Source organism: Psychrobacter okhotskensis, from assembly GCF_965638355.1.
Taxonomy (GTDB): domain Bacteria; phylum Pseudomonadota; class Gammaproteobacteria; order Pseudomonadales; family Moraxellaceae; genus Psychrobacter; species Psychrobacter okhotskensis.
In genome coordinates this window covers 839,782-864,726 of sequence record NZ_OZ281822.1, presented here as the reverse complement: position 1 = coordinate 864,726, position 24,945 = coordinate 839,782, and the positions used below count along the sequence as shown (strand labels likewise).

Sequence of the window (24,945 nt, the reverse complement as noted above, 5' to 3'; positions counted from 1 at the left end):
ACGCCATCCTTAGTGTAGTTAATAACTTCAATAAAACGCTAAACCCCACTCGCCTGCTTAGCAAACAACCGCATCAACGGCTTGATTTTGCCGACACGATACATACCTTCGCTGCGGATTTGTTGAATAGGACGCATCTGTGCAAGCGACCCTGCAAATAGCCAGTTAAGCGCCGAGAAGCTATGCATCATTAGACTGTTATGTGGACGGCGCAAACGCTCGTAGCTACGCAACGTTTGATTGCTGCCCCAACTAGTCCCACCACTACGTTCAAAATCATTAGCCAATTGCTCGCTTAACGTCTGCACATCGAGCATGCCTAAATTCAATCCTTGACCCGCCAGCGGATGGACGCCATGTGCCGCGTCACCGATTAATACTAAATTATCCGAAACATAGCTTTTCGCTTGTTGAGCAGTCAGTGGAAAACTGGCGATTGATTCAATCTGCCTGATAGCGCCCAGCTCGTAGTTACTCGCAGCAGCCAATTTATCAGCAATGACGCGCGCGTCCTCCTCTATCAACGCCAGCGCTTGATTGCGTGGCAATGTCCATACAATCGATTGCCAGTGCTGTGGATTGGCTTTATCCTCATCCGTAATATCGGCTAAGGGCAATAATGCCAGCGTACCCGTGGGCAACATCGCTTGGCGTGCAGTCGCTCGATGCGGTTTTTTAGTTTGAATCGCACAGCAAATTGCGGTTTGATTATAATCGAGTGTATCCAGTCCAATCCCTGCTTGCTGGCGCACAAACGAGCCACGACCATCAGCACCAACCAATAGTGCCGCATCGATAGCAGTATTATTGTTTAAAGTGACACGGTAGCCTTGCTCGGCACCTCGCCAGTCCATATCGATAACTTTTTGACCCGCGATGACAGTCAGATAATCACTGATATCGTCCTCAAATAAGCGTTTCCATAACGCATGTTCAATGATGGCGGGCTCAACCATGCTGCCAAGCATTTGCGGCAGCGTACTGTTAGGATGATTGTCGCTGCTATCGCCAAATAACAGCTCGCCCATACCGTTGAGTTGCCATACCTGCATTTGTGAGTAGTCCGCTTTACGCTCAGAGGCAGCAATCTTTTGCCACGCGCCGACATCGCTCAGCAAGTTAATACTGGCCACGCTCAGTGCATAAACGCGAGCGTCGCGAGCGCTCAATACTTCTTGCCAATCCGACTCATCACGCGCAGGACGTGCATCAATCAACGTCACGGGCATTTTTGCTTGCGCCAGTTTTAACGCCAATGTCGCCCCAACAATACCGCTACCGATAATCAGCGTATGATTATTTTTCATAAGTTATTCCTACATTTAAGTGCCATCGTATAGAACATTGGTATAGACAATTGATATAACGTGCTCGTGCTATGACAAACTACGACTTCAAGCCCATCGCATAGTTAGCGATTAGCGGCTTAATATTTGGCAGTTTATCAAAGGCAACCAAAGCCACGTTACGTGCCAGCTTCACCGCTGGATTTGGATGCGTAAAGCCATGTACGACGGCATCACAAAAGCGAATGACGCGTTTTTGATCCGTTTGACGTGCCTTCTCATAGCGTTTTAACAGTTGCGTATCACCGATATCTGCGCCCTTTAACACTTGCCTACTCATCATTTGCGCCAGTACATGAGCGTCACGCATACACAGGTTAAAGCCTTGTCCAGCGACTGGATGCAAGGTGTGCGCTGCATTACCCATGATGACGCAGCGACCCTCGACTTGTTTGTCAGCGAGCACTCGCGTTAAAGGATAAGCGCCGCGACGACCAGCCGCTATAAAGGTGCCAGCGCGCGCGCCAAAAGCCTGCTGCAAGGTTGCCAAGAAATGCGCATCATCTTCTAGATACTGCGTTTCCTCACCCGTTGGACAAACCCAAACGACTGAACGTCTATAGCCTTTTTGATAGTCATCATTACCATCACCTTCTGGATCGGTCAATGGCAATACCGCCAGTGGCCCTGCTGGGCTAAAACGCTCAATCGCCACATGCTCATGTGGCTTGTCAGTCTCTACCACGCCGACGATAGCAGTTTGCTGATAATCATAAGTTGTCGTGCCGATATTCAATAGCTGACGTACGGTAGAGTCACGACCATCACAAGCGACCAACACGCTGCCCTGCAATTGCTGCTCATCGTCCTTTTCACTATGGCGGCTAAAGCTCAGCGTCACCATATCGTTTTGCTGCGCAACTGCCGTGACATTGGCATTATCAATCAAAGTGATCAGCGGTTCTTGTTGCGCAGCTAATAACAGCTTGCGTCCGAGCCACGCATTTTCCATTACTTGGCCGAATGACTCGACCCGCTCTTCCGCTTTGTTTAATTGCGCGCGCCCAAAGCTGCCCTGCTCGCTAATTTGCACCGCATCAATACGGCAAGCGTGACTTTGCAGCTCATCCCAAAGGCCAATCTCTTGATAGATCTGTACCGTGCGCCGCGATAAAGCAGTATTACGGCTATCCAAATAATGGCGGCGCTTAGCATCATCACTGGGACTAATGGTTGGATAGCTCATCTTCTCAAGCAAGGTGCTACCAATACCATGATGTGCGAGTAACAGCGCAAAAGACAAGCCTACATGACCACCGCCGGCGATAAGGACTTGCTGCTCAGTCATTGCCTTTGTATTTTTAGACTGGTTTGTAGCATCCGATAAATTTGAACCTTTCTGTTGTGTCATTATTATTCCTTATGTGATCTCTTTAGCATGCTGGCTGGCTATCCATCATTAGCAAAAACGAGTTATTGATGAACCTTCAAGAACGTTATTATCGTAGACGTTATATTGTTCTATCTAAAAACGTCATCGTTCTATTAAGACGTGAATTTTTCTGTTAAGTTAGCTATTTAGATATAGTCAAAATATCCTAAAAACGTGACGGTATGGCTGATATTATTTTTCACCTCTATAACTAATTAAATTGTGATGATATGGCTGATAGATTACCACAAATTGTCTACTATTCTGTGCTCTCGACGGTATAGACAGCGTGTACAAAAACTATTGAAATATCTAAAACAGCAGTGATAGTGTGCTTGAGACACAAAGTTGTATAGCTTAAGCATCAGCGCTTGTAAAATCTTGGCGCAGCGGTTGCAATCGTCATACAAAAACAAGGCCTTTCACGCCATCTATTGCTTGAATTTTAAAATCTATCTACCATAATGAAGGCAGGCCATTCACTTATTATCATCCACAAACCCCACAATAATTTTACCGTCATTGTTGTCGCTACTCTCTAAAAGCAATAAAGCATTACTGACTATTTTATCTATTATGCCCCTGCCTCTATCAATAAATAGCAATAGCATCGGGCTACCAATATAAGGATAATCGATTGACTGACTCCATGAGCCGCCGTATAAAGTTCGAATCATTGACTCCAGCACAGCTAAAAACCGTGCTTGGTGAATACAATAACCACATGAAATATATCCAAGAACGCCTCGATATCAAAATTAGCCAACGCCAAGGCGATTTTTGTTTGAGTGGCGATATCACTGGCGTTGAGCGCGGCGAACGTATCATTTATAAAATGGTCGATGAAGCTCAAAATTCAAAAGATATTAGCGCAGAAGAGCTGCACCTCATTATCCAGTCAAGCATCTCGCGCGATCAAGACAATGAGGAAGATGAGCAAGCAGCTGCTGAGGAGAATAAGGACGACTTAGCTACTGCTAGTGAGTTTACCCCGATCAGCTTGCGTACTCGTAATGGTAAAATAATTCCGCGCGGTGGCAATCAGCAGCGTTATGTGAGAGATATTTTATCGTCTGATGTGTCGTTCGGGATTGGGCCTGCCGGTACCGGTAAGACTTATTTGGCAGTCGCTTGTGCCGTCGATATGATAGAGCGTAATGAGATTGAGCGTATTTTATTAGTGCGCCCTGCGGTAGAAGCAGGCGAAAAGTTAGGCTTTTTACCCGGTGACTTGTCACAAAAAATCGATCCCTACTTACGCCCTTTATACGATGCGTTGTACGAGATGCTTGGCTTTGAAAAAGTCGGCAAAATGATTGAGAAGCAAATCATTGAAGTTGCCCCGCTGGCCTATATGCGTGGTCGTACTTTGAACAATTCGTTTGTCATTTTGGATGAAGCGCAGAACACCACGCCTGAGCAAATGAAAATGTTTTTGACACGCTTAGGCTTTGGCTCACGTGCAGTCATCACGGGTGACATTACTCAGGTCGATTTGCCTCGCGGTACCAAATCAGGACTGACGCAGGCGCTCGAAATCCTAAGCGGTATCGAAGAGATTCATATCACTAAGTTTGATTCAAAAGACGTGGTCCGCCATCAGTTGGTGCAACAAATCGTTGAAGCTTATGATGTGTTTGATAATGAGCAGTTGATACTAGAAGAAAAACGCAAACAAGAACGCTTAGCTGAGCAAGAGCGCAGACAAGCGATAAGTAACGCGGCGGCTAAACTATAGGTGAAAAGCTATAGCTGTTGAATTGTAGCTATAATGAAACGTTTAGCTTTAAAACGTTTAGCTTCAAACTAATCAAAACCGGATTACTAAAGACAGTAGTTCGGTTTTTTATTAGGCCGTGCTATTTGTTAATAGGATAGAAAAATGAACCAATCTAATGATAATAATATGAATGAAACAGATGCAAACAATCTCACCAGTGCTGAGCTCAATGTCAGCGCTATTGACAGTATTAATGATGATTTGATTGAGCGCTTTTATAGTGAAGATAGTCTGTTGTCAGTCATAATGGCGACTTTAAATTATATCGATAAACGTATTAACACTGGCATGACGCTGCCTTATTTTGCAGATATCAGTCATGAGCAATGGCAACAGAAGCCAAAAGCACTCGATATATATATTACGGATGAGGCGGAGGGACGCGAGTTAAATCTGGAAGCGCGTGGCAAAAATTATGCGACCAATATTCTGTCCTACCCCAGTGAGATGCCAGCCAACATTATTGAGCTGATGCCAACGCTGCCGCTGGGTGAGCTAATTATTTGTCATGAAGTCATGGTACGTGAGGCCGCCGAGCAAAACAAAACCGTCGCGCAGCATATTAGTCACCTATTGATACACGGTATGCTGCACTTATTAGGGTTTGATCATGAGCTCGGACAGACCGAGCAAGATGAGATGGAAAGTTTTGAGATTGAGATTTTGGCAGGTTTAAACCTACCAAATCCTTATATTTAATTTAATGGCTGTTTAACTTAATAACCGTTAAGTTAATAACGGTTATTAAGCGATAAGTTAATAAACAGTTAAATTTATGCGGCCAATCTTTGGTTAGTCTTTAGTCATGGTTAGCTTTTGTGCCTCACCCATTTGGTTAATCATTTGATCTAGACCTTTGACATGGACACTGCGCTGCGGGAATGGAATCTCAATTTTCTCATCATCAAGCGCATGTTTAAACTGTTCAAGCAAGTCACATTGCATTGACCACCAGTCGGCGTTAGTCGTCCAGACATTTAAAGTCAGATCAACCGAGTTATCACCTAGGTTGGTCACCCGTACGATGGGCTCAGGGTCCGTAAAGGCCATTGCATTATTTCTAGCCAAACTTAGCATGACCTCTTTTGCCGTTTTAATATCGGCATCATAGCCGATACCTACTGTGATATCGACACGGCGATTGGGCAGCGCCGTATAGTTGATGACCGCTGAGGTAGTGATATTGCTATTAGGAATAATAATATCGTGATTGTTGGTCGTCGTAATATGCGTATTGACTAGCGTAATCTCAGTGACGGTGCCAGTGTAACTGCTGATCTGCACAAAATCACCGCGTACGAAGGGACGAAAAGTCACAATCATGATACCAGCCGCGAAGTTTGACAGCTGATCTTTGAGGGACAGACCAATCGCAACCGCAGCACCACCTAATATAGCGACAACCGAGGTAGTCTGTACGCCAACTTTACTTAGCGCAGCCAAAGATACCACGACCAGCAGTACCCCATAAATTAACCGACCTAAAAAGCTTGCAACGGTGTCATCTAAGTGGCTACGTAGCATAATTCGATGCGCGACGGTGACAGCTTTTTTTGCCAGCCAGCGCCCTACGACGAATATGAGTATGGCTAAGGCCACTTTAATAACTAAGCCTAAAGCGTTACTGGTTAAGCTGGCAACATCTACGGTAAAACCTAAAAATTCCATACTGACTCTTTACTCTATTACTGTGTTTTATGAATGTGGGTAGTTGCTATAAAAGACACGATTATTAAAAAACGGCCATTAAAGACTATCATTAAAAAATTGTCGTTAAATCTATACCGTTATAGACGTCATTTTGAAAAATAGAATGGGCTTTTAACAGTTTAATAAGTCACGTCTACTTTGTCACTATAACGATAGGTACGTATCAAACGCAACTCGACGATATCATGCATGTCTTCAGTGAATTTGCCAAAGGGCGCTGCTTGCCGTACTGATTGCTTGGCAGCTTCATCGAGTATCGTGGAGTTTGAGCTTTCAAGCAGACGAATGGCTTTAATATTGCCATCATGATTGATAATAACCATGAGGCGCACCTCGCCCGTAATACCTTGCGCACGCGCTTGGGCAGGATACTGTAAGTTGCCAACGCGCTCGACGTGCTCACGAAAAGTATTGATATAATCGGCAGCTGCACCACGCGTCGTTGAATTACTGTCAACGGTCACCACTTTCGACTTGGTCGCGTAGAGCTGCTGACGCTGAGACAGTTGCGCCTCTAACGTGGCAATCTCTTTACGCAGCCGCTCTTCTTGCGCCATGAGATCATCTTTTGCTTGCTTACTGTCATTATCAGACTCTACCGTAGCCTGCCGCCAGCTCAGCGTGGTACGCAGATAGCTCTCTTGATAGCGCTGCTGGCGCACTTGGCGCTGCAAACTGATCACATCTTGCGTTTCGCTCATTTGCTCAGCAGAGAGCGGACTGCTCTGATCGCTCTCTTGCCGCAACGGTTCACGCACTGTGCCACCGCCCTCTTGGGAGGCATTGGCAATAAAATGCGCATCTTCATTCGGCTGCATATTATCGGTGAGTGCCTTGGCCACGTCTTGCATCATCGCGGCAGGGTCTTTGCCCATCGAAAAACTGATACCAAAAATAATCACCGCATGGACGGCAACGGCGATGACAATAGCAACAGGCAAGCTAATATCACGCTTAGGGGTTTGCGCTGAAAAGTGGTAGCTTTGCGAGTCTTTGATATAGGCCACAATTGGTCTCAGCTTTTAGGTATGAGCTTATAGTTATTTATAAATATAAGGGTGCAGACAATATGCTTATAATGTTGGCGCGCTATTTAAAGCACATGAGCATATGTTGGCGCTATCATAACATGACACATAATTATGTCGCTAGCATAACTGTTGCTAGCACACATTGCATCATCTTGGCCTTTTTTGGCAAAGTCATAACCTAGCGAGGGTGAGACAGTTTTATGACGAATATCCGTTAACAGGGGTACATTATTAGTTTATTAACCTGCAATAGGTTTAAATGAATAGCGACAAAACGCATGTGTTCATTTTGCATGCTGCTGATTTGTTATATACTGTTTCTAATGATGACAATAATAAATAGTAGGTATTACCCTAACAATCGTGAATTTCTATTGTATATGACATAGCGCTGCTCTAAGCTTAGGGCGTGTCCTCCTTTGAAAAATGGAGATAAAAATGAAATAAATTGCAGTCAATCAAGGAAAACAGCGCCGATAATATCGGGATATTGCCCAGCTCTTTGACGACGTTTGACAAAATTTAGCCATTTTTAGCTCATTTAGAGGTTCATCGCTTGAATTGAGGACACGCCCTAGTATCCATATATGTCATTTAAACCCGTTTTATAGTGACCATTTTTTGAGCCAAAACTACTTTGAACTCATGTAGCATGTCTGACTTTTACAAGACGTTTTCTATTTTATAGACGCTATTTTTCATAAACGCTACTTTGCGTCGCCTCTGATGTTGCTGCCCGATAATGATAAGGATAATAAGTTTGAGTGATTTTGATAACATGAATAATTCAGACAGCTTCGATGACTTCTTCGATAGTATCGGCTATCGTTTTGACGAGTCATTCAGCGATGGTTGGGAGCGCCTGACCCAGACTATTAAGAATATATATAACAGAACGACTGACAAGTTTGAGGACGAGCTATCGCTGCCAGTGGCACAAATCTATGTCAATGATGCCCTGCAAAAGTTCGTGACCGACAATGTCAAAGCCATCTTAGAGCTGCGTGTTGAGATGCATGACGATTGGTTCCGCTTATACTGCACGATAAATGCAGCCGGTATTTATGCGGAAGTTGCCAGTAATTTTAGCTTGGTTCATGTGCAGCTTGATCGCAATGTACAGCGCTTTGTATTTGGGCAGCAGACTTATACCGATGTGCTCAACCTACGCTGCGAGTCGTTTATCAAGCGCCAAGGCATTAAGCTCTTTATCTGGTTCTATCACCGCATCTTGAAAAAAGACCCGTTGGGTTTTATTTTGTCCTATATCAATATCGCTCGCGCAAAAGACGAAGTCATCTATCTTGATATCAATCGCTGGCTGAAGAAGAACAAAAAAATCATGAGCACTTTGCATAAGGTGCAAGTAAATTATGGCGAAATTGAAGAAGAGCAAATGATTTTGAAAACGCAAATCAATTATCGAGATCTATTGGCAGCGAGCAGCAACGAAGACATCATTGGTGACGATGATGAGCCTGAGCTGATGCAAGGCCCAATCAATCCAATTGCTGATGCCACTGAGCCGAGTCAAGTTTAGACATTATTACTCTTAGCTCATAAAAAAACGCTGATTCTTGGAGACTATGGTCTTTTAAGAGTCAGCGTTTTTTTATTGATACCAATTTTTTGTAGCTTCTGTCTGCGCAGGCACAGCAAGCAAGGAAAATTGATATCAGCAGTGCGTCATGTATCGATATTACTTTTTACTAACTATAGCGAGCGTTACCAGTAGTTTTCTACCGCAATATTGCCCTCACCGCGACGATTCATCACCAAACCTAACGACTTTAGCGTTTCTTTAGTGTCTTCTACCATATCTGGATTGCCACATAACATAACATGCGTGCTCTCAGTGTCTAACGCTATGCCCGCGCGTTCTTGTAACGTACCATCTAATAACAGTTTTGGTAGCCGCTCTGTCAGTGCGCCCTCAACTGGCTCACGAGTAACAATAGGAATGAAGATTAATTTGGCTGGATTATCGACCAGCGAGCCAAAGTCTTCTTGCAAGCGTTCAATCTGCTCGACATAGGCCAGCTCCTCTATCGAGCGCGCACTATACGCCAAGACAATATGATCGTAATCCTGCCACGTTTGCAAGTCTTGTAGCATCGACAAGAACGGTGCCAAGCCCGTACCTGTCGCCAGCAGCCATAAGTCTTTTGGCAACGGCTTTTGATAACGTGCTAAGGTTAAAAAACCAAACGGCATGGTATTGAGCAATAGCTCATCGCCCACTTGTAAGTGCTGCAGCTGCGAGGTGAACGCGCCATCAGGAATCACGATAGAGAAAAACTCTAATACCTCATCAAAAGGAGATGAGACGATAGAATAGGCACGAAAGATATCTTCATTCAATGCAGCATTAGGTGCATCTTTGGCAGACTCGCCTTGCTGCTGATAATATTTTAATTGACTCGGGTTGACACCCAAACGTACAAATTGCCCCGCCGTAAATTTAAAACTATCTGGACGGCTGACGGTAAAGCTAAACAAATTCGGGGTCCAAGTGGTTTTACTCAGTACCGTCACGCTTTGGATATTGTCACTCATAATCATTCGTCACTCATATTTTATTAAGATTTATACTTATAAGAATTTAAAAAGTACAAAAAAAGATGCGCCAAGCTTATCATAAAGCGGGCGCATCTTGTTTTTCTAACCGTAACAGCAGATAAGCAGCTCCATAAGAATGCAGCGACTTACCTTACATTTATAATAGTATTACCAAATACGAGCCAGACTTGCCCACTCAATTAAGGTGTTTGGCAAGATACCGAAGAAGACAATCAGCGCAGTCGCGGCAATCACCATGATACCACCGGTACGAATACCCCATTGTCCAGCGACGTCAAACTCGATAAATTGCTTAGGACGTTTAAATAAGGTAAGCATCACGCGCAAGTAATAGAACAAGCCAATGGCACTACCCAAGATAATCATAGCCGCCAAGAACCAATGTGTGCCTTGTACCGCAGCCAATATCGCAAACAACTTAGTGATAAAGCCTGCCGTCAGTGGAATACCAGCCAATGACAACATCATAATTGTCATAACAGCGGTCAGCACCGGACGACGCCAAAACAGCCCTTGATAATGGGTCAGCTCATCCGCTTCACCAGCCAATCGATACGGGCTCGACATCAAGGTCACCACACCAAAAGCACCGATAGAGGTAAACGCATAAACGGCCATATACATGCTAGAAATACTATCTGCTGCCGTACCAATGCTGACGATGACAATAAGCACGTAACCCATATGCGCAATGGATGAATAACCCAATAAGCGTTTTAGGCTAGTCTGACGGACTGCCAACAAGTTACCCGCCAAAATCGATAAGGTCGCCATAACCATCAGTAACATCTGTACCGACGGTAATGCCAATAAAGACGTATCGATTAAGAACCGTACTGCAAGCGCCATCATAGCGACCTTTGATACCGATGCTAAAAACGTGGCAATCGGTGCCGGTGCGCCTTCGTAAACATCGGGCGTCCACATATGAAAGGGTGCAGCCGACAGTTTAAACGCAATACCGAACATCATCATTGCCGCGCCGAGTATTAATAGTGGCGACTCAAACACGTCACCCAACATAATACTAATCGGTTTAAAGGCCAACGTGCCGACTTGCGCATAGATAAAGGCCATGCCCATTAGCAAGGTTGCCGATGCCGTCGCTGACAGCACCAGATATTTAAGCCCTGATTCAAGCGAGCGATTGCGCATGTAAGTATAAGACAACAGACCATAGAGTGGCACTGAGAGCAGCTCTAAGCTCATAAAGAACGATGCCATATGCTGAGCACAGACCATGAGCAGCGCGCCAGTGGTCGATAGCAGCATGAGCAAGTACAGCTCATCTTTATTGTCTTTGAAATCAGCCAAATAAGCATAAGACAACGTACAGCAAGCCAGCGCACAGATCAGTATCACTACCATGTTGAACTGCGCAAAGTTATCAATCACAAAAAGCTGTTCGGCGACTGGTAACTGCGACCCACTAGTAATGATGCCTGCCATTTGCCCAATTAACGTAAACAGACCAATATTAAGACCAACGACTGTAATAGTGCCGGTTATCATATGTGAGCGTTTAATAGTGATGGCGATCATTACCAGCAATACCGTAATGACGACGGCAATGATCGGTGCATAAGGCATCAGTCCCATCAAATCATTCATCGTAAATTCATTCATGACTTAACGTGCCTCCATTGCATCAAGCAGCTGCGATGCGTCTACTTGTGTCACTTGACTATATATATAGGCATTATTAATCCACTGCATCGCGTGGCTTGAGGTATCAAGGAACGGCTGTGGATACAGTCCGAGCCAGACCAAGCCTGCGGCGAGCATCAGTAATAATGACAGCTCACGTTTGCCCAAATCTTTTAATTTGCGGCTCGGTAAACCGTGTGATTTGGTCTCGCGCATGGCCAATTCTTTAACATTATTGGTACCAAACAACGCGCTATGAATCAAGATAAGGGAGTACAACCCTGCCAATACCAAGCTAAAGGTGGCCAATATCACAAACACGGGATACTGAGCAAATGCGCCTAATAAGATCATGAACTCGCCGATGAAGTTACCAGTACCTGGAATACCTAACAAAGCGGCACAGAAGAACATCAGTATCGGTGCATAGTAGCGGAATTGTCCCCACATACCGCCCATTAAGGTTAAATCGCGGGTATGCAGACGCTCGTACAACTGCCCTGCCATAATAAATAGAGCCGCTGAGCTTAAGCCATGGGCCAGCATTTGAATCATCAAACCTTGCAAGCTGAGCAACGTACCTGCATAGATTGCCAATACCACAAAACCCATGTGCGAGATACTGGTATAAGCCAGCAGGCGCTTCATATCGGTCTGCATAAAGGCTAGCCATGCGCCATAAAAGATACCAATCGTACCCAAGGTCATGGCTATTGGCGCAAAATCTTGTGATGCGGCTGGGAACAGTGGTAAGACAAAACGAATCAAACCATAAGCGGCGGTCTTGATCAGTACCCCTGCCAAATCCACTGAACCGGCGGTTGGTGCCTGCGCATGGGCGTCAGGTAGCCAGCCGTGAAAGGGAACAATCGGTAGCTTGACCGCAAAGCCAATAAAGAAGCATAGCATGATGGGATATTCCCAACCGCCAAGCGAGGTACCAAGCAAGTCATTATAATTAAAGCTGACCACGCCTTTTTGTGCGTAGCTAATGATGACCAGTACCAAGATACCGACCAACATGATGAGGCCAGACGCTTGGGTATAGATAAAGAACTTGGTTGCCGCGTATTCTTTGGTCTTGCCACCGACCACATCATGACCCCAAATAGCAATCAAGAAGTAGATAGGAACCAGCATCATCTCCCAAAAGAAGAAGAATAAAAACAAGTCAATTGCTAAGAAAACACCGATAACGCCGCCCAAACTCCACAGCAAGTTTAGATGAAAGAAACCAACGCGGCGCTGAATCTCATTCCACGAACAGGCCACTGCTGCGATACCCAGTAGCCCTGTAAGAGCCACCATCATGAGCGACAAACCATCCATCGCTAAATGAAAACTAATACCAAAAGTCGGTATCCAAGGCACCATAAATTCAGCGACCCAAGGCACAGCAGCATCTGGTGCAATCACCTGCTTGCTCATACCACCAAAATCACCGTATTGCCACAGTACCAGTGACAAAGCAAAAGTCAACGTCATACCAATTAAAGCAATCCAGCGCGGCAGACGTTTATTAAAGCGCTCTACCAGCCAACACAGCAATCCAGCAATAAACGGAATCGCAATCAATGCTGGTAGCATCCACGTTTGTTGTAACTCAATCATCTTATACCACCGTCATCATTACCAGCACCAGCAATACAGCCATGCCCAAGCCAAAGCTTGTAGCGTAACCTCGAAGTGACCCTGTTTGCGTCGCAGACAATACCCTATTACCAGCCGATGCCAGCTTAGGTAATAGGAGCCACGATTTATCGACAGGATCGGCTTTAAATAAGCGGCCGATGAACAAAAAGGGTTTTACAAAAATTATATCGTATAGCGCATCAAAGCCCAGACCGTGGTAGCACCAATGATATAACGCACCGCCGATACGTGAGCGCTTAAAGCGTGTGAGTGTACGACCTTTATCCACCACATATAATAGTGCTGCTAAGACAAGCCCTGCGAGCATCGCACCCATCGCGATATACTCTGCGGTGTGCTTGGCATGCGCTTGACCAGCAACTTCTAATAAGTGTCCAACGCTCTCTGGCAGCACCCCTTGCAATGGCGGAGTAATCAATGCGCCAACCGCAGTTGATAACACCAGCAATACAGTCAGTGGCAACCAATATGACACCCCTGACAACTTGTGCGCATGGGTTTTTTCTTCGCCAAAAAACACAATCCAAATCATACGGAAAGTATAAAGCGCGGTTAAGAAAGCACCGAATACACCCATATAGAATAAAACTTGATGACCAGTGGCATAGGTTTCCCACAGAATGGCTTCTTTAGAATAAAAGCCAACGGTGACCCAAGGTATCGCAGCCAGCGCACCGCCACCGATGATATAACACCAAAACACCAATGGAATCTTTTTGCGTAAGCCACCCATCTTAAAGATATCTTGCTCGTGGTGTACCGCCAAAATGACCGCGCCTGATGACAAAAATAGCAACGCTTTAAAGAAAGCATGGCTCATCAAATGGAAAATCGCTCCTTGCCATGCGCCCACACCAAGTGCTAAGAACATATAGCCAATTTGGCTCATAGTCGAATAAGCAAGGATACGTTTGATGTCAGTTTGCGCCAGTGCACAAAAGCCAGCAACGACCAACGTCAGTGCTCCAACGCCGCCGACCCAATATAATAAAATACCAGGCGTCAGCAGGAACAGTGGATGCAGACGGGCGATTAAATAAACCCCTGCCGTGACCATCGTTGCCGCGTGAATCAATGCCGAAACTGGCGTCGGACCTGCCATCGCATCGGCAAGCCACGTATGTAATGGTAGCTGCGCTGATTTACCCATCGCGCCACCAACGAGCATCATGGTCGTTAGAATCATCGTTGGATTGTTAATATCAAACACTTCCGGAGCGCGCGTAATAATCTCTTGAATATTAAGCGTGCCAAATTCGCGGAATAATAAAAACAAACCAAAGGCTAAGAACACATCACCCACACGGGTGACGGTAAAGGCTTTCATCGCCGCCCGACCATTGGCTCTGTCATGATAATAAAAACCAATGAGTAAGTATGAACAGATACCGACGCCTTCCCAACCGAGATAGAGCAAGAATAAATTGTCCGCCAATACCAACAACAGCATGCTGGCAACGAACAAGTTCATATAGCTAAAGAAACGAGCGAAACCTGTGTCGCCTTTCATATACCAAGCGGCAAATAGATGGATTAAAAAGCCAATGCCAGTAATAACACCCGTCATCGTTAATGCTAAACCATCAAAGCTCAAGCCAAAGCTTGGTGCAAAGTCTCCCACTTGGAACCAAGTCCATAGCGGAACCTCAATGACCGTGCCCGCAGGATGCGTCGTTAAAAAAGTATAACTGACCACCAGTGTGCATAACGCTGATAGCAGCATACTGCCAACACCGACAACTGCAGCCACTTGCTCTGATAATTTGTCACGCATAAAGGCTAAAATCAAGAAGCCAACGAGCGGGAATATAAAGGTTAATGGTAATAAACTCATGACATCATCCTTTCATCTCATTGGCGCTATCGACATCGAGATGCCCACGCTGATGATAAAAACGTAATAATATTGCCAGACCAATAGAGGCTTCAGCGGCTGCCAATGTCAAAATAAAGATAAACATAATTTGTCCATCCGGATCGACCCAGCGACTGCCTGCGACCACAAACGCTAAGGCTGCCGCGTTCATCATGATCTCAAGGCTCATTAGCATAAATAAAAAGTTACGCCGTACCATGACACCGCACAGACCAATGGCGAATAAAATTCCCGCCAAAATTAGTCCGTGGCTCATGGGTATCATACCCAGTACATTCTGCGCCGCGGCAGCGGGCTGTACTAAGCCTGCCACCTCATGGGCAAACGGCACGTTCGACACGTCTCGTGCCACGCTTGCTGCTAGTACCATCAGTCAGACTCCTTGCGCGTGACTTTCTTCATACCCACCTGCATACTTACCTTCTTACCAACGTAGTCATGTGGATCGACATCTTTATATTCGTAGGGTTTAGCCATTTTTACCGCATCATGTTCAGTATGAGTGCTATCGTTATCGTATTGGGTGATACTGCCCACACTGGGCTTAAAGTCCTGACTGTCATTGCCGACAATTTCATCATCACTCGACTCTTTGCCCACATGATACGCAGCCACTAGCGCCGCTAATAATAACAAAGCAGCGACTTCTACCAACATAATATACTTACTAAATAAGGCAGTACCCACTGCTTTAGCAGGAACACTCATACCACCAATAACGGCTGCTTCGTCGTGATTAAGACCAATCAGCGCATAGAGCACAACGGCGATAACGATCGTCAACCCTGTCGGTATTGCCCAAGTGCCTGCATCGAGCCAGCGCTCTTCACGCTCATCATTACTCATACCCAAGTTGAGCATCATAATAACAAAGACGAAGAGCACTAGAATTGCGCCAGCGTAAACAACAATTTCTAACGCCCCAGCAAATGGCGCACCCAGCACAAAAAATATGCCAGCGACCGCCAATAAAGACACAATCATCGACAAAATAGCGTGTACAGGATTGGCATGGGTAACTACCCGTAGACTGGCAAAGATAGCCACCGCGGCAAGCGCATAAAAACCTGCCAGTTCAGGATTGTTCAAGATATTCATCATGGCAGCAAGCTCCTTAGATCAATCGGTGCTGCTTCATTTTGAGCAGCGCCTTTTGGTTTGTCCGCTACCGCCATACCCGTCACACGATAATAGTTATAATCGGGATATTTACCCGGTCCTGAAATCAGCAAATGCTCTTTTTCATAGACCAAATCTTGGCGCTTATATTCACCGAGCTCAAAGTCGGGGGTCATTTGAATCGCGGTCGTCGGACAGGCTTCTTCGCATAGGCCACAAAAAATACAGCGCGAGAAGTTGATACGGAAAAACTCCGGATACCAACGACCATCTTCACGCTCCGCTTTTTGTAAGGAGATACAGCCGACTGGACAGGCCACGGCACATAAGTTACAAGCAACACAGCGCTCATCACCATCAGGGTCGCGAGACAATATAATACGTCCACGAAAGCGCGGCGGTACCAGTACCGGCTCTTCAGGATAAAGGATGGTGTCACGTGGCCTAAGGGCATGACTGTTAACCATCCACATACTGCGTACAATGGTAAACATACCAATGACGATCTTTTTTATGGCCGTAAAAAAAGTTGCTAACATGGAACTTTCCTTTGCATATTTGCAATGCTAAATGATTAGGTTTATCCCAAATATGGATAAAGTTGCTCAACAATACGAGCAATCACCTCATTTCTATCCGAAAAATCACGGATGTATCTACCACAAACAAACTTATAAAATAAGATACGTGTTCTTCATTCCAAACTACCGCAATGATATTACGTCAATGCCTTTAATCCATCATCAGCAATATGACTGCCGCAGTAGCCAATAAATTAATTAGCGTGACGGGCAGGCAGACTTTCCAGCCAAAGTTCATCACCTGATCATAGCGCGGACGCATGAGTGAGCCTCGAGCCAGAATAAACATGGTCATAAAGAATAGCGTCTTAATCATGAACCAAAAAGCGGGTGGAATGAATGGAATATCTAGGTTAAAAGGCGCAAGCCAACCACCGAAGAATAAACATGTCATTAATGCAGAAATCAAAACGACGTTGACATATTCGCCGATAAAGAACATCCCAAACTTCATGCCTGAATATTCAACATGATACCCTTCGGCCAGCTCTTGCTCTGCTTCTGGCTGATCAAATGGATGTCTGTGCGTAACAGCCACACCAGCCACGACAAAGGTCAAAAATCCGAAAAACTGTGGAATGATATACCAGCCATCAATTTGTGACTCGACAATCTCGCGTAAGTTAAATGAGCCGGTCAAGGCGACGACACCCATCAACGATAAACCCAAGAATACTTCATAACTGATGGTTTGTGCCGCAGACCGTAAGCCACCGAGTAACGAAAATTTATTAGCCGATGCCCAGCCACCAAACATAACGGCATAAACAGCGATACCTGCCATCGCAAAGAAAAACAGGATACCGATATCCCAATCAGCCACACCCAGTGTTGGTGAGATAGGAATAACTGCGAACGATGCCAATGCAGTAAACATGGCCACTGCAGGTGCTAGAGTAAATATAAATTTGTCGGTAAAATTGGGCGTCCAATCTTCTTTAAAGAAGATTTTGAGCATATCCGCGACCAGTTGCAAAGAGCCAAAAGGTCCCACACGGTTTGGACCATAACGGTCTTGCCAAAGCGCCAACATACGACGCTCATAGACAATCATCAACGCTGCAACAATGACTACCACTAAAAAGATAACCAAAGATTGTACGACCAAAAAAAGTATCGACCAAGTATCAAAGCTCATGCTACTCGCTAAGAAGCTTGGCACATCAGGGATAATACGGGTAACTTGCATATTACACCTCCTGTGTAGTGGTCGGCGCGTTATCTACTGGCGCTGTATCGTTAGTATTCGCAGTTAAAGAGCTGTCATTAGCCATACTGCCCATCATCGTTACTGGCGCATCAACCTTACGTACTGATGCTGGCATGGATGGATGAATAATACTCACCTGCCCAACCGGATAACCAATACAACCTTCTGCTAGATAACCGACAATCTGTACTGGCAAGGTGATTTGCTGCTTATCAATCTCAATGGCTAAGTAATCACCAGCTGCAATATTCCAGTCTTTGGCATCGTCCATACCAATACGCCATGTCGCGATAGGCAGTTGCTCAGCTACGATTGGGCTACGTGATGCCATCATTGAGCTGGCATAAATATTATAAATAGGCACAAGCTTAGCCTGTCCCTGCTGCATGTCGGTCGTGGTTGCAGACATCGCTTCTGGTGCAACATATTGACGCATGGCTAAACGCTCTAATTGATCAAATAAGCGTACACCGGGATCACCATTTTTTAGACTGCCGCCCACTTTGTCTTGATACTTATTCCACGCTTGCGGTGAGTTCCAACCTGCCGCATTGGCAAAAGGAATCATCGAGCTTGGTGTTTGTTTGCCACTATAGCCTTCCATTGAAAAGGTTAAACCAGTATCCAAATCTTTTGGCTGCATTGGCTCATGGACTGAGATTGGGGCCCGCATGGCGGTACGGCCTGAATAGCGACGCGGCTGACGGGCAATCTTTAGACCCGTCATACGGTAATCAGCATCAGGCGCAGCATTCTTGATACCAGCAAGCTTAGGATGCGTAGCGATTAGTGCATTAATAACATCATCAAGCTGTGTCCAATCGACGTCGCGACCTTCAATACTGCTATGTACCGCGTGCAGCCAGCGCCAGCCTTCTTTGATGCTACTCATCGGATGATAATATTCGTTATCATAAACTTGGAAGAAGCGCTGGGCACGACCCTCAGCAGATATCAATGTGCCGTCCGCTTCTGCAAAACTAGCCGCTGGCAATACGATATCGACATCTTTGTGCCAATCAAGTAGCTGATGATCCAGTGCAATGACGGTCTTATCAGATAATAGCTGCGTTAATTTATTGGCATCGATGGCATCAGTTAGCTGGTTTTCAGCGACGATGACGACATCAAAATCAGTCGCTAACAATTCTTCGACTGACTGACCGCCGAGCATGCAGACACCCATGCTGTTGGCATCAGGAACCGTTAGATAGATACCGGCTTGCGCATGATAGCTATCATTCACTTCTTTTAGCTCAAGCTTGGTTGCAGGCTCACGCTCGACATCGTCTTGTGCTTCTGTATCAACGCCCGTTTCCGGTTTGTTGGGTTTAGCAGACAAGTCTTTGTCTTCGCTTTGCTGAGCAGTTGCTGTTTGTGCTTCAGCGGCGCGAACCTGCTCATTATGTGCCTCAACTTGCTGCTGTTCCGTTGCTTTAATCGCAGCACGTTTTTGTGTTAATGCTTGAGTAATCTGTGCCGCCGCTTCTATTAATGCGGTAGACGACAGGCTAGTACCAGAGATGATTAATGGCTTATCCGCTTGAACCAAATCATAAGCGATCTGCTGAGCCAATGCTTGCATCGCATCCACATTAGCGTCTTGTTCAGCCGCTTGTGGGTCCGCTACTTCTGCTAAATCATCAGCGAAGTTAGCAATTTCATCAGCGACTTTAAAACCAAGTTTAGTGATGTCTTCAGGTGTCGCGACTACGCTCACTTTACTGATGTCTTCTAGCTTGGTTTGGGTCACATCAATGACATAAACTGGGCTTAATGCATCTTGCGCGATACGCTTAACTGGTTCAGCAAGCCAAGGCTGCGTTTGCAGCGCCGCCGCCATTTTTAGGCCTTCGTTCTTTGCGGCTTGGCGTACTGATAGCGCCACTCGTGATGAGGTTTGCGTGATGTCCTCACCTAATACGAGCACTGCATCATGCGTTTCGATATCGGTCATGCTAGGGTTATAAATGCCTTCCGTGCTAAGCACTTCGATGCATTTATTGACCAGTGCTTGTTGCTGATGATTCAGACCTGTTGAGAAGTTATCAAAGCCAACGAGGTTTTTTAGGGCAAAGTTAGTCTCAAGGCTGGCGCGCGGCGAGCCAATACCAATGACTTTTTTATCTTTGATACGTTTGATGGTTTCATCAAGAGCATAGTCGATATTGATTTTGACATGTTTATCATTGATGCGCTCAAGCGCTTGGGTTGGACGATCAGCGCGGTTGACATAACCGTAACCAAAGCGACCACGGTCACATAAGAAGTAACGGTTTACTTCGCCGTTATAGCGGTTTTCGATGCGGCGCAATTCACCATATCTCTCACCCGGTGAGATATTACAACCTGCTGAGCAACCATGACAGATGCTTGGTGCGTACTGCATATCCCATTTGCGGTTATAGCGTTCAGAATGCGTTTTATCGGTAAATACACCCGTTGGGCATACTTCGGTTAAGTTGCCTGAGAACTCGCTTTCAAACTGACCATCTTTATCACGGCCAAAGTAGACGCGATTGTTTGAGCCATAAACACCCAAATCTTCGCCGCCTGCGTAGTCTTTATAAAAACGGACACAACGATAGCAAGCGATGCAACGGTTCATCTCATGGGCGATAAATGGCCCAAGCTCTTGGTTATGATGGGTGCGTTTGGTAAAGCGATAGCGACGACGGCTATGACCTGACATATAGGTCATGTCCTGCAAATGACAATGTCCACCCTCTTCACAAGTTGGACAGTCATGTGGATGGTTGGTCATGAGTAACTCAACCATCGACTTGCGGAATGCTTTGGCTTCATCGTCAGTCACAGAGATGTACATATCATCGCCAGGAGCGACCATACATGACATCACGAGGCGACCGCGACCCGCTTCCATATCTTCTTTATTTTGGAATTGCTTGACCGCGCACTGACGGCACGATCCTACTGAGCCAAGGGCTGGATGATAACAAAAATACGGCACATCAATGCCGAGTGATAAGCAGGCTTGTAGTAAGTTGTCGCTGCTATCTACTTCGACAGTGGTTCCATCAATATGTATGACTGCCATGCCGCTCTCCTTATTTCACTGCTGGCTGTTGGTTGGCTGCCGCATCAATCACATCGACACCAACCGCCTGCGCGATTTTTTGATCAAACTCTGGACGGAAATATTTAATCGCACTCATTAGTGGTTCCATCGCACCTGGTGCATGGGCACAAAACGTCTTGCCAATCCATAAATCACGCGTCAGGCCCTCTAGTTTTTCGACATCGCCCACTTGTCCCTCACCGTTATTGATAGCGGTCAGCAATTTGACGCCCCACGGTAAGCCATCACGACACGGTGTACACCAGCCGCACGACTCGCGTTGAAAGAAAATCTCAAGGTTACGAAGTAACGGCACCATATCTTGCGACTCATCGACGACCATGATAAGCCCAGTACCCATACGGCTACCCGCTTCTTGAATGGTGTCAAAATCTACGACCACGTCCAAATGTTCTGCAGTCAAAAAGTCAGTCGAGGCGCCGCCCGGTAACCAAGCCTTCAGCGTTTTACCATCTTTCATACCACCGGCTAAATCTTCAATGATTTCGCGAGCCGTATAACCAAAGGGTAACTCCCAGAGGCCTGGATCATTGACCAAGCCTGAACAGCCAAATAATTTGGTGCCTGGCGTTTTACTTTTGCCTTTTATTTCAGATAACGACTGATACCACTCAACGCCGTGATTCAAAATCGCTGGCATATTACATAGAGTTTCAACGTTATTGACAACCGTTGGACGACCCCATGCACCAGAGATTTGTGGAAACGGCGGTTTGGTACGTGGGTTAGCACGGCGACCTTCTAAGCTGTTAATCAATGCGGTTTCTTCACCGCAGATATAACGCCCAGCGCCAGTATGCACATGCAGATTGAAGCTAAAGTCTGAGCCAAGAATATTGTCGCCCATTAGATTATTGGCCAGACATTCTTCAATAGCCGCAACCAAACGCTCAGCAGCCAATATATATTCACCGCGGATAAAGATATAACCGTCAGTGGCGCCAATCGCATAAGCGGTGATTAGCATACCTTCGATAAGCTGAAACGGTAGACGCTCCATGAGCAGACGGTCTTTAAACGTGCCCGGCTCCATTTCATCAGCATTACAGATGAGATAACGCGGCAAACCGTCCGGCGGCGACATAAATGACCATTTAAGACCAGCGTTAAAACCTGCACCGCCGCGACCTCGAACATTGGCCGCTTTAATCATATTGCCAACGTCTTTAGGCGACTTAGATAACGCTTCTTTTAGACCTGTAAAGCCTTTTAGAGACTCATAAGTGGCTAAATCAAGCACCGCATCATGATGGGCTAAACGCCAAGTCAAAGGCTTGGTTTCGCTAGTGGCGGTTGCTTTATCGCCATAGATTGGAACACGCTGTGCATTTAGCTGGCTTGGCGCTTGGCCTTGACCGCGACGAGCAATTTGCTCTGAAATCGTTAAACTCATGCGTATAGCTCCAATAATTGCGCGACCTCGGAGGGCTGGACAGGGCCGTAAGTGTCTTCATCAATCAGTACCGCTGGTCCCTTATCACAGTTGCCCAAGCAGCAAATCGGTAATAGCGTAAAACGACCATCAGCAGTCGTCTGGCCGTACTCAATATTTAATTGCGATCTGATTTCAGCCGATAACGCCTCATAACCGGTCAAATAACAAGCCACTGAATCACAAATGAGAATGACGTGACGACCGACAGGCTGACGATAAATACGGTTAAAAAACGTGGCAACACCGTCCATATCTGACATCGGAATATCTAAGATATTAGCAATAGCATTCACTTGCGCATCATCGACCCAACCGTTGCGCTTTTGCACGATTTTTAGCGCGTCTAACGAGGCAGCACGTGCTTGTGGGTAATGGTGCATAAACTCATGAATGGCAGCAATTTCCTCAGCAGTGAGGATACTTGCCACATCTACTTTTGGCATTTTATCGGAAACAATTTTCATAATCTTTTATCTTTCCTCACTCATCACGCTTTATCACACTACAACGACTGTCTAAACATTGACTATCATTGCACTGAAATATTACAGCATTTTGGTGTGCCATTTGGCAGTAATATATTGATTAACTTATCTTTTTTTAAAACTATAATTCTTTGAGCAAAGCTCTATTCTTAGGTGAAAGCACTAGCGATCACAATCCGCCATCACAATATCAATCGATGCCAAATACATAATGGCATCGGATACCAATGAGCCATTAATCACCGATGGCATCTGCTGCAGGTGCGCAAATGTCGGCGTACGGATACGAGTACGATAGCTCATCGTCGCTTTATCGGAGGTGATGTAATAACTGTTTAGACCTTTGGTGGCTTCAACAATCGTGGTGCACTCACCCGCTGGCATCACAGGACCCCAAGAGACGGAGATAAAGTGGTTAATCAAGGTTTCGATGTCATTCAAGGTACGGTCTTTTGGCGGTGGTACTGCCAATGGATGATCCGCTTTATAAGGGCCTTGTGGCATATTGTCCATACATTGACGGATAATACGCAACGACTGACGCATCTCTTCGACTTTTACCATACAGCGATCATAAGCATCACCGTTGTAGCCGACTGGTATCTCAAAATCGTAGTTTTCATAGCCCATATACGGACGTGCTTTACGTAGATCAAAATCTACGCCAGTGGCACGCAAGCCAGCACCAGTAACGCCCCAAGCTAGCGCTTGCTTAGCATTATATTGCGCGACGCCTTGGGTACGACCTTTAAGCACACTGTTTTGCAATGCCGCTTTAACATACTCATCCAAACGTTTTGGCATCCAGTCTAAGAACTCACGAACCAGACGCTGCCAACCACGTGGCAAATCAGCAGCAGTGCCGCCGATGCGGAACCAAGCGGGATGCATGCGATAGCCAGTGACCGCTTCGATGACATCATAGGCTTTTTGGCGATCGGTAAACATATAGAATACTGGCGTCATACCGCCCGCATCCTGAATAAAAGTACCGACAAACAGCAAGTTATTGGTAATACGGAAAAACTCACTCATCATCACGCGGATGGTTTCAGCGCGTGGTGGAATGGTAATCCCAGCGAGCTTTTCAACCGACATGATGTACGGCAGCTCATTCATTACTCCGCCGAGATAATCAATACGGTCGGTATAAGGAATAAATGAGTGCCATGTTTGACGCTCCGCCATCTTTTCGGCGCCGCGATGGTGATAGCCGATATCAGGGATGCAATCGACGACTTCTTCGCCGTCAAGCTGAAGTACCAAACGGAACGCACCATGAGCAGAAGGATGGTTAGGACCGATGTTCAAGAACATAAAGTCTTCATCACGACCTGAGCGCTTCATGCCCCACTCTTCTGGGACAAAACGTAGGTTTTCTTGCTCATATTGCTGCTTGGCGGTATTCAAGAAGTACGGGGTAAATTCCGTCGCGCGTGCATGATATTCTTTACGCAGTGGATGTCCTTCCCAGTATTTTGGTAATAAGATGCGAGTCAGATGCGGATGACCTGTAAAGACGATACCGAACATGTCCCACACTTCGCGCTCGTACCAGTTGGCATTTGGCCAAATATTGGTGGCGCTCGGTACATTGACATCGTCTTCGCTCAGCGCGACCTTGATACGCACATCACTATTACGCTCAAGCGACATTAGGTGATAAAACACCGTAAAGTCACTGTCAGGCAAACCCGCGCGATGCTGGCGTAAACGCTCATCTATCGCTGACAAGTCAAATAGCATGACGTACGGCTTAGGCAGTTTGCGCAAAAATAAGAGAACATCTAATAAATCAGCACGCGCTACCCAAACCGTTGGAATCTCATCAACAGTGTGCTGTACCACGAATTTGCCAGCATATTTATGCTCTAGCTCTTTGATAACTGCTGGAACAGGCTTAATCTTAGGATCTGTGTTTTCGACTACCGTGACCATGAATGATGCATTCCTTCATTAATCATAACTGAACTATGTTAGTCATAACTGAGCTGTATTAGTCATAATTTAGCTATGTTAA

General features: G+C 45.8%; 19 protein-coding genes. 3 read left to right on the top strand and 16 right to left on the bottom strand.

Features of this window, described 5'->3' with window-relative positions:
* Positions 1-38 precede the first annotated feature (38 nt).
* Positions 39-1,307 carry an FAD-dependent monooxygenase gene (locus ACSUPM_RS03680; protein WP_436880191.1) on the bottom strand — a complete coding sequence of 423 codons (1,269 nt, stop codon included), beginning with the start codon at positions 1,305-1,307 and terminating at the stop codon, positions 39-41.
* A gap of 79 nt (positions 1,308-1,386) precedes the next feature.
* A complete protein-coding gene (locus ACSUPM_RS03675; RefSeq protein WP_407074185.1) occupies positions 1,387-2,697 on the bottom strand; it encodes an FAD-dependent monooxygenase in 1,311 nt (436 codons plus the stop codon).
* 670 nt (positions 2,698-3,367) lie between these two features.
* On the opposite strand from ACSUPM_RS03675, the gene ACSUPM_RS03670 reads away from it, so the two are divergent.
* Complete coding sequence (locus ACSUPM_RS03670) at positions 3,368-4,456, top strand: PhoH family protein (protein WP_101211534.1); 1,089 nt, start codon at positions 3,368-3,370, stop codon at positions 4,454-4,456.
* Positions 4,457-4,600: 144 nt separating this feature from the next.
* The gene (ybeY, locus tag ACSUPM_RS03665; protein WP_025653111.1) at positions 4,601-5,197 is read left to right on the top strand and encodes an rRNA maturation RNase YbeY; all 597 of its coding nucleotides are present in this window, start codon (positions 4,601-4,603) and stop codon (positions 5,195-5,197) included.
* Between the two features lie 93 nt (positions 5,198-5,290).
* On the opposite strand, the gene ACSUPM_RS03660 is transcribed toward ybeY, so the two are convergent.
* Entirely contained in the window at positions 5,291-6,166 is an 876-nt protein-coding gene (locus ACSUPM_RS03660; RefSeq protein ID WP_025653110.1) for a mechanosensitive ion channel family protein, read from the bottom strand.
* A gap of 161 nt (positions 6,167-6,327) precedes the next feature.
* Complete coding sequence (locus ACSUPM_RS03655; RefSeq protein WP_201566356.1) at positions 6,328-7,215, bottom strand: energy transducer TonB; 888 nt, start codon at positions 7,213-7,215, stop codon at positions 6,328-6,330.
* Between the two features lie 766 nt (positions 7,216-7,981).
* Here ACSUPM_RS03655 and ACSUPM_RS03650 point away from each other — a divergent pair.
* Positions 7,982-8,779, top strand: coding sequence for a hypothetical protein (locus ACSUPM_RS03650; RefSeq protein ID WP_201566355.1), 798 nt, complete (start codon positions 7,982-7,984; stop codon positions 8,777-8,779).
* A gap of 185 nt (positions 8,780-8,964) precedes the next feature.
* Here the strand turns inward: ACSUPM_RS03650 and ACSUPM_RS03645 are convergent, their stop codons facing one another.
* From ACSUPM_RS03645 to nuoC, 12 genes are all read right to left on the bottom strand, one after another.
* On the bottom strand, positions 8,965-9,795 hold the full coding sequence (locus tag ACSUPM_RS03645) for a ferredoxin--NADP reductase (RefSeq protein WP_025653106.1): 831 nt from the start codon (positions 9,793-9,795) through the stop codon (positions 8,965-8,967).
* Positions 9,796-9,966: 171 nt separating this feature from the next.
* Entirely contained in the window at positions 9,967-11,445 is a 1,479-nt protein-coding gene (gene nuoN / locus ACSUPM_RS03640; RefSeq protein WP_025653105.1) for an NADH-quinone oxidoreductase subunit NuoN, read from the bottom strand.
* 3 nt (positions 11,446-11,448) lie between these two features.
* Positions 11,449-13,077 (bottom strand): NADH-quinone oxidoreductase subunit M, encoded by a 1,629-nt coding sequence (gene nuoM / locus ACSUPM_RS03635; RefSeq protein ID WP_025653104.1) that lies wholly within the window; start codon positions 13,075-13,077, stop codon positions 11,449-11,451.
* 1 nt (position 13,078) lies between these two features.
* Entirely contained in the window at positions 13,079-14,953 is a 1,875-nt protein-coding gene (gene nuoL, locus ACSUPM_RS03630) for an NADH-quinone oxidoreductase subunit L (protein WP_201616771.1), read from the bottom strand.
* Positions 14,954-14,957: 4 nt separating this feature from the next.
* A complete protein-coding gene (gene nuoK, locus ACSUPM_RS03625) occupies positions 14,958-15,266 on the bottom strand; it encodes an NADH-quinone oxidoreductase subunit NuoK (protein ID WP_025653102.1) in 309 nt (102 codons plus the stop codon).
* A 98-nt stretch (positions 15,267-15,364) separates the two neighbouring features.
* Entirely contained in the window at positions 15,365-16,096 is a 732-nt protein-coding gene (gene nuoJ, locus ACSUPM_RS03620) for an NADH-quinone oxidoreductase subunit J (protein WP_101211531.1), read from the bottom strand.
* Positions 16,093-16,608 carry an NADH-quinone oxidoreductase subunit NuoI gene (gene nuoI / locus ACSUPM_RS03615; protein WP_436880311.1) on the bottom strand — a complete coding sequence of 172 codons (516 nt, stop codon included), beginning with the start codon at positions 16,606-16,608 and terminating at the stop codon, positions 16,093-16,095. The genes nuoJ and nuoI overlap by 4 nt, the downstream gene beginning before the upstream one ends.
* A 238-nt stretch (positions 16,609-16,846) precedes the next feature.
* On the bottom strand, positions 16,847-17,833 hold the full coding sequence (nuoH, locus tag ACSUPM_RS03610; RefSeq protein ID WP_037026128.1) for an NADH-quinone oxidoreductase subunit NuoH: 987 nt from the start codon (positions 17,831-17,833) through the stop codon (positions 16,847-16,849).
* A gap of 52 nt (positions 17,834-17,885) precedes the next feature.
* Positions 17,886-20,963, bottom strand: a complete 3,078-nt coding sequence (gene nuoG / locus ACSUPM_RS03605; protein ID WP_352287924.1) for an NADH-quinone oxidoreductase subunit NuoG — start codon at positions 20,961-20,963, stop codon at positions 17,886-17,888.
* Positions 20,964-20,973: 10 nt separating this feature from the next.
* Entirely contained in the window at positions 20,974-22,398 is a 1,425-nt protein-coding gene (nuoF, locus tag ACSUPM_RS03600) for an NADH-quinone oxidoreductase subunit NuoF (protein WP_352287927.1), read from the bottom strand.
* Entirely contained in the window at positions 22,395-22,904 is a 510-nt protein-coding gene (nuoE, locus tag ACSUPM_RS03595) for an NADH-quinone oxidoreductase subunit NuoE (protein ID WP_173239392.1), read from the bottom strand. Before nuoE ends, nuoF begins: the two co-directional genes overlap by 4 nt.
* 183 nt (positions 22,905-23,087) lie before the next feature.
* Positions 23,088-24,863 (bottom strand): NADH-quinone oxidoreductase subunit C/D, encoded by a 1,776-nt coding sequence (gene nuoC, locus ACSUPM_RS03590; protein ID WP_436880190.1) that lies wholly within the window; start codon positions 24,861-24,863, stop codon positions 23,088-23,090.
* Between the last annotated feature and the right edge of the window lie 82 nt (positions 24,864-24,945).

Bases quoted from the DNA above. Each gene is read 5' to 3' on its own strand.
- ACSUPM_RS03645 (WP_025653106.1), bottom strand. From the start codon at position 9,795: ATGAGTGACAATATCCAAAGCGTGACGGTACTGAGTAAAACCACTTGG.
- nuoE (WP_173239392.1), bottom strand. From the start codon at position 22,904: ATGAAAATTGTTTCCGATAAAATGCCAAAAGTAGATGTGGCAAGTATC.
- nuoL (WP_201616771.1), bottom strand. From the start codon at position 14,953: ATGAGTTTATTACCATTAACCTTTATATTCCCGCTCGTTGGCTTCTTG.
- ACSUPM_RS03650 (WP_201566355.1), top strand. From the start codon at position 7,982: ATGATAAGGATAATAAGTTTGAGTGATTTTGATAACATGAATAATTCA.
- nuoH (WP_037026128.1), bottom strand. From the start codon at position 17,833: ATGAGCTTTGATACTTGGTCGATACTTTTTTTGGTCGTACAATCTTTG.
- nuoM (WP_025653104.1), bottom strand. From the start codon at position 13,077: ATGATTGAGTTACAACAAACGTGGATGCTACCAGCATTGATTGCGATT.
- nuoF (WP_352287927.1), bottom strand. From the start codon at position 22,398: ATGAGTTTAACGATTTCAGAGCAAATTGCTCGTCGCGGTCAAGGCCAA.
- nuoJ (WP_101211531.1), bottom strand. From the start codon at position 16,096: ATGATGAATATCTTGAACAATCCTGAACTGGCAGGTTTTTATGCGCTT.
- ACSUPM_RS03675 (WP_407074185.1), bottom strand. From the start codon at position 2,697: ATGACACAACAGAAAGGTTCAAATTTATCGGATGCTACAAACCAGTCT.
- nuoI (WP_436880311.1), bottom strand. From the start codon at position 16,608: ATGTTTACCATTGTACGCAGTATGTGGATGGTTAACAGTCATGCCCTT.
- nuoC (WP_436880190.1), bottom strand. From the start codon at position 24,863: ATGGTCACGGTAGTCGAAAACACAGATCCTAAGATTAAGCCTGTTCCA.
- nuoG (WP_352287924.1), bottom strand. From the start codon at position 20,963: ATGGCAGTCATACATATTGATGGAACCACTGTCGAAGTAGATAGCAGC.
- ACSUPM_RS03670 (WP_101211534.1), top strand. From the start codon at position 3,368: ATGAGCCGCCGTATAAAGTTCGAATCATTGACTCCAGCACAGCTAAAA.
- ACSUPM_RS03680 (WP_436880191.1), bottom strand. From the start codon at position 1,307: ATGAAAAATAATCATACGCTGATTATCGGTAGCGGTATTGTTGGGGCG.
- ACSUPM_RS03660 (WP_025653110.1), bottom strand. From the start codon at position 6,166: ATGGAATTTTTAGGTTTTACCGTAGATGTTGCCAGCTTAACCAGTAAC.
- nuoN (WP_025653105.1), bottom strand. From the start codon at position 11,445: ATGAATGAATTTACGATGAATGATTTGATGGGACTGATGCCTTATGCA.
- ybeY (WP_025653111.1), top strand. From the start codon at position 4,601: ATGAACCAATCTAATGATAATAATATGAATGAAACAGATGCAAACAAT.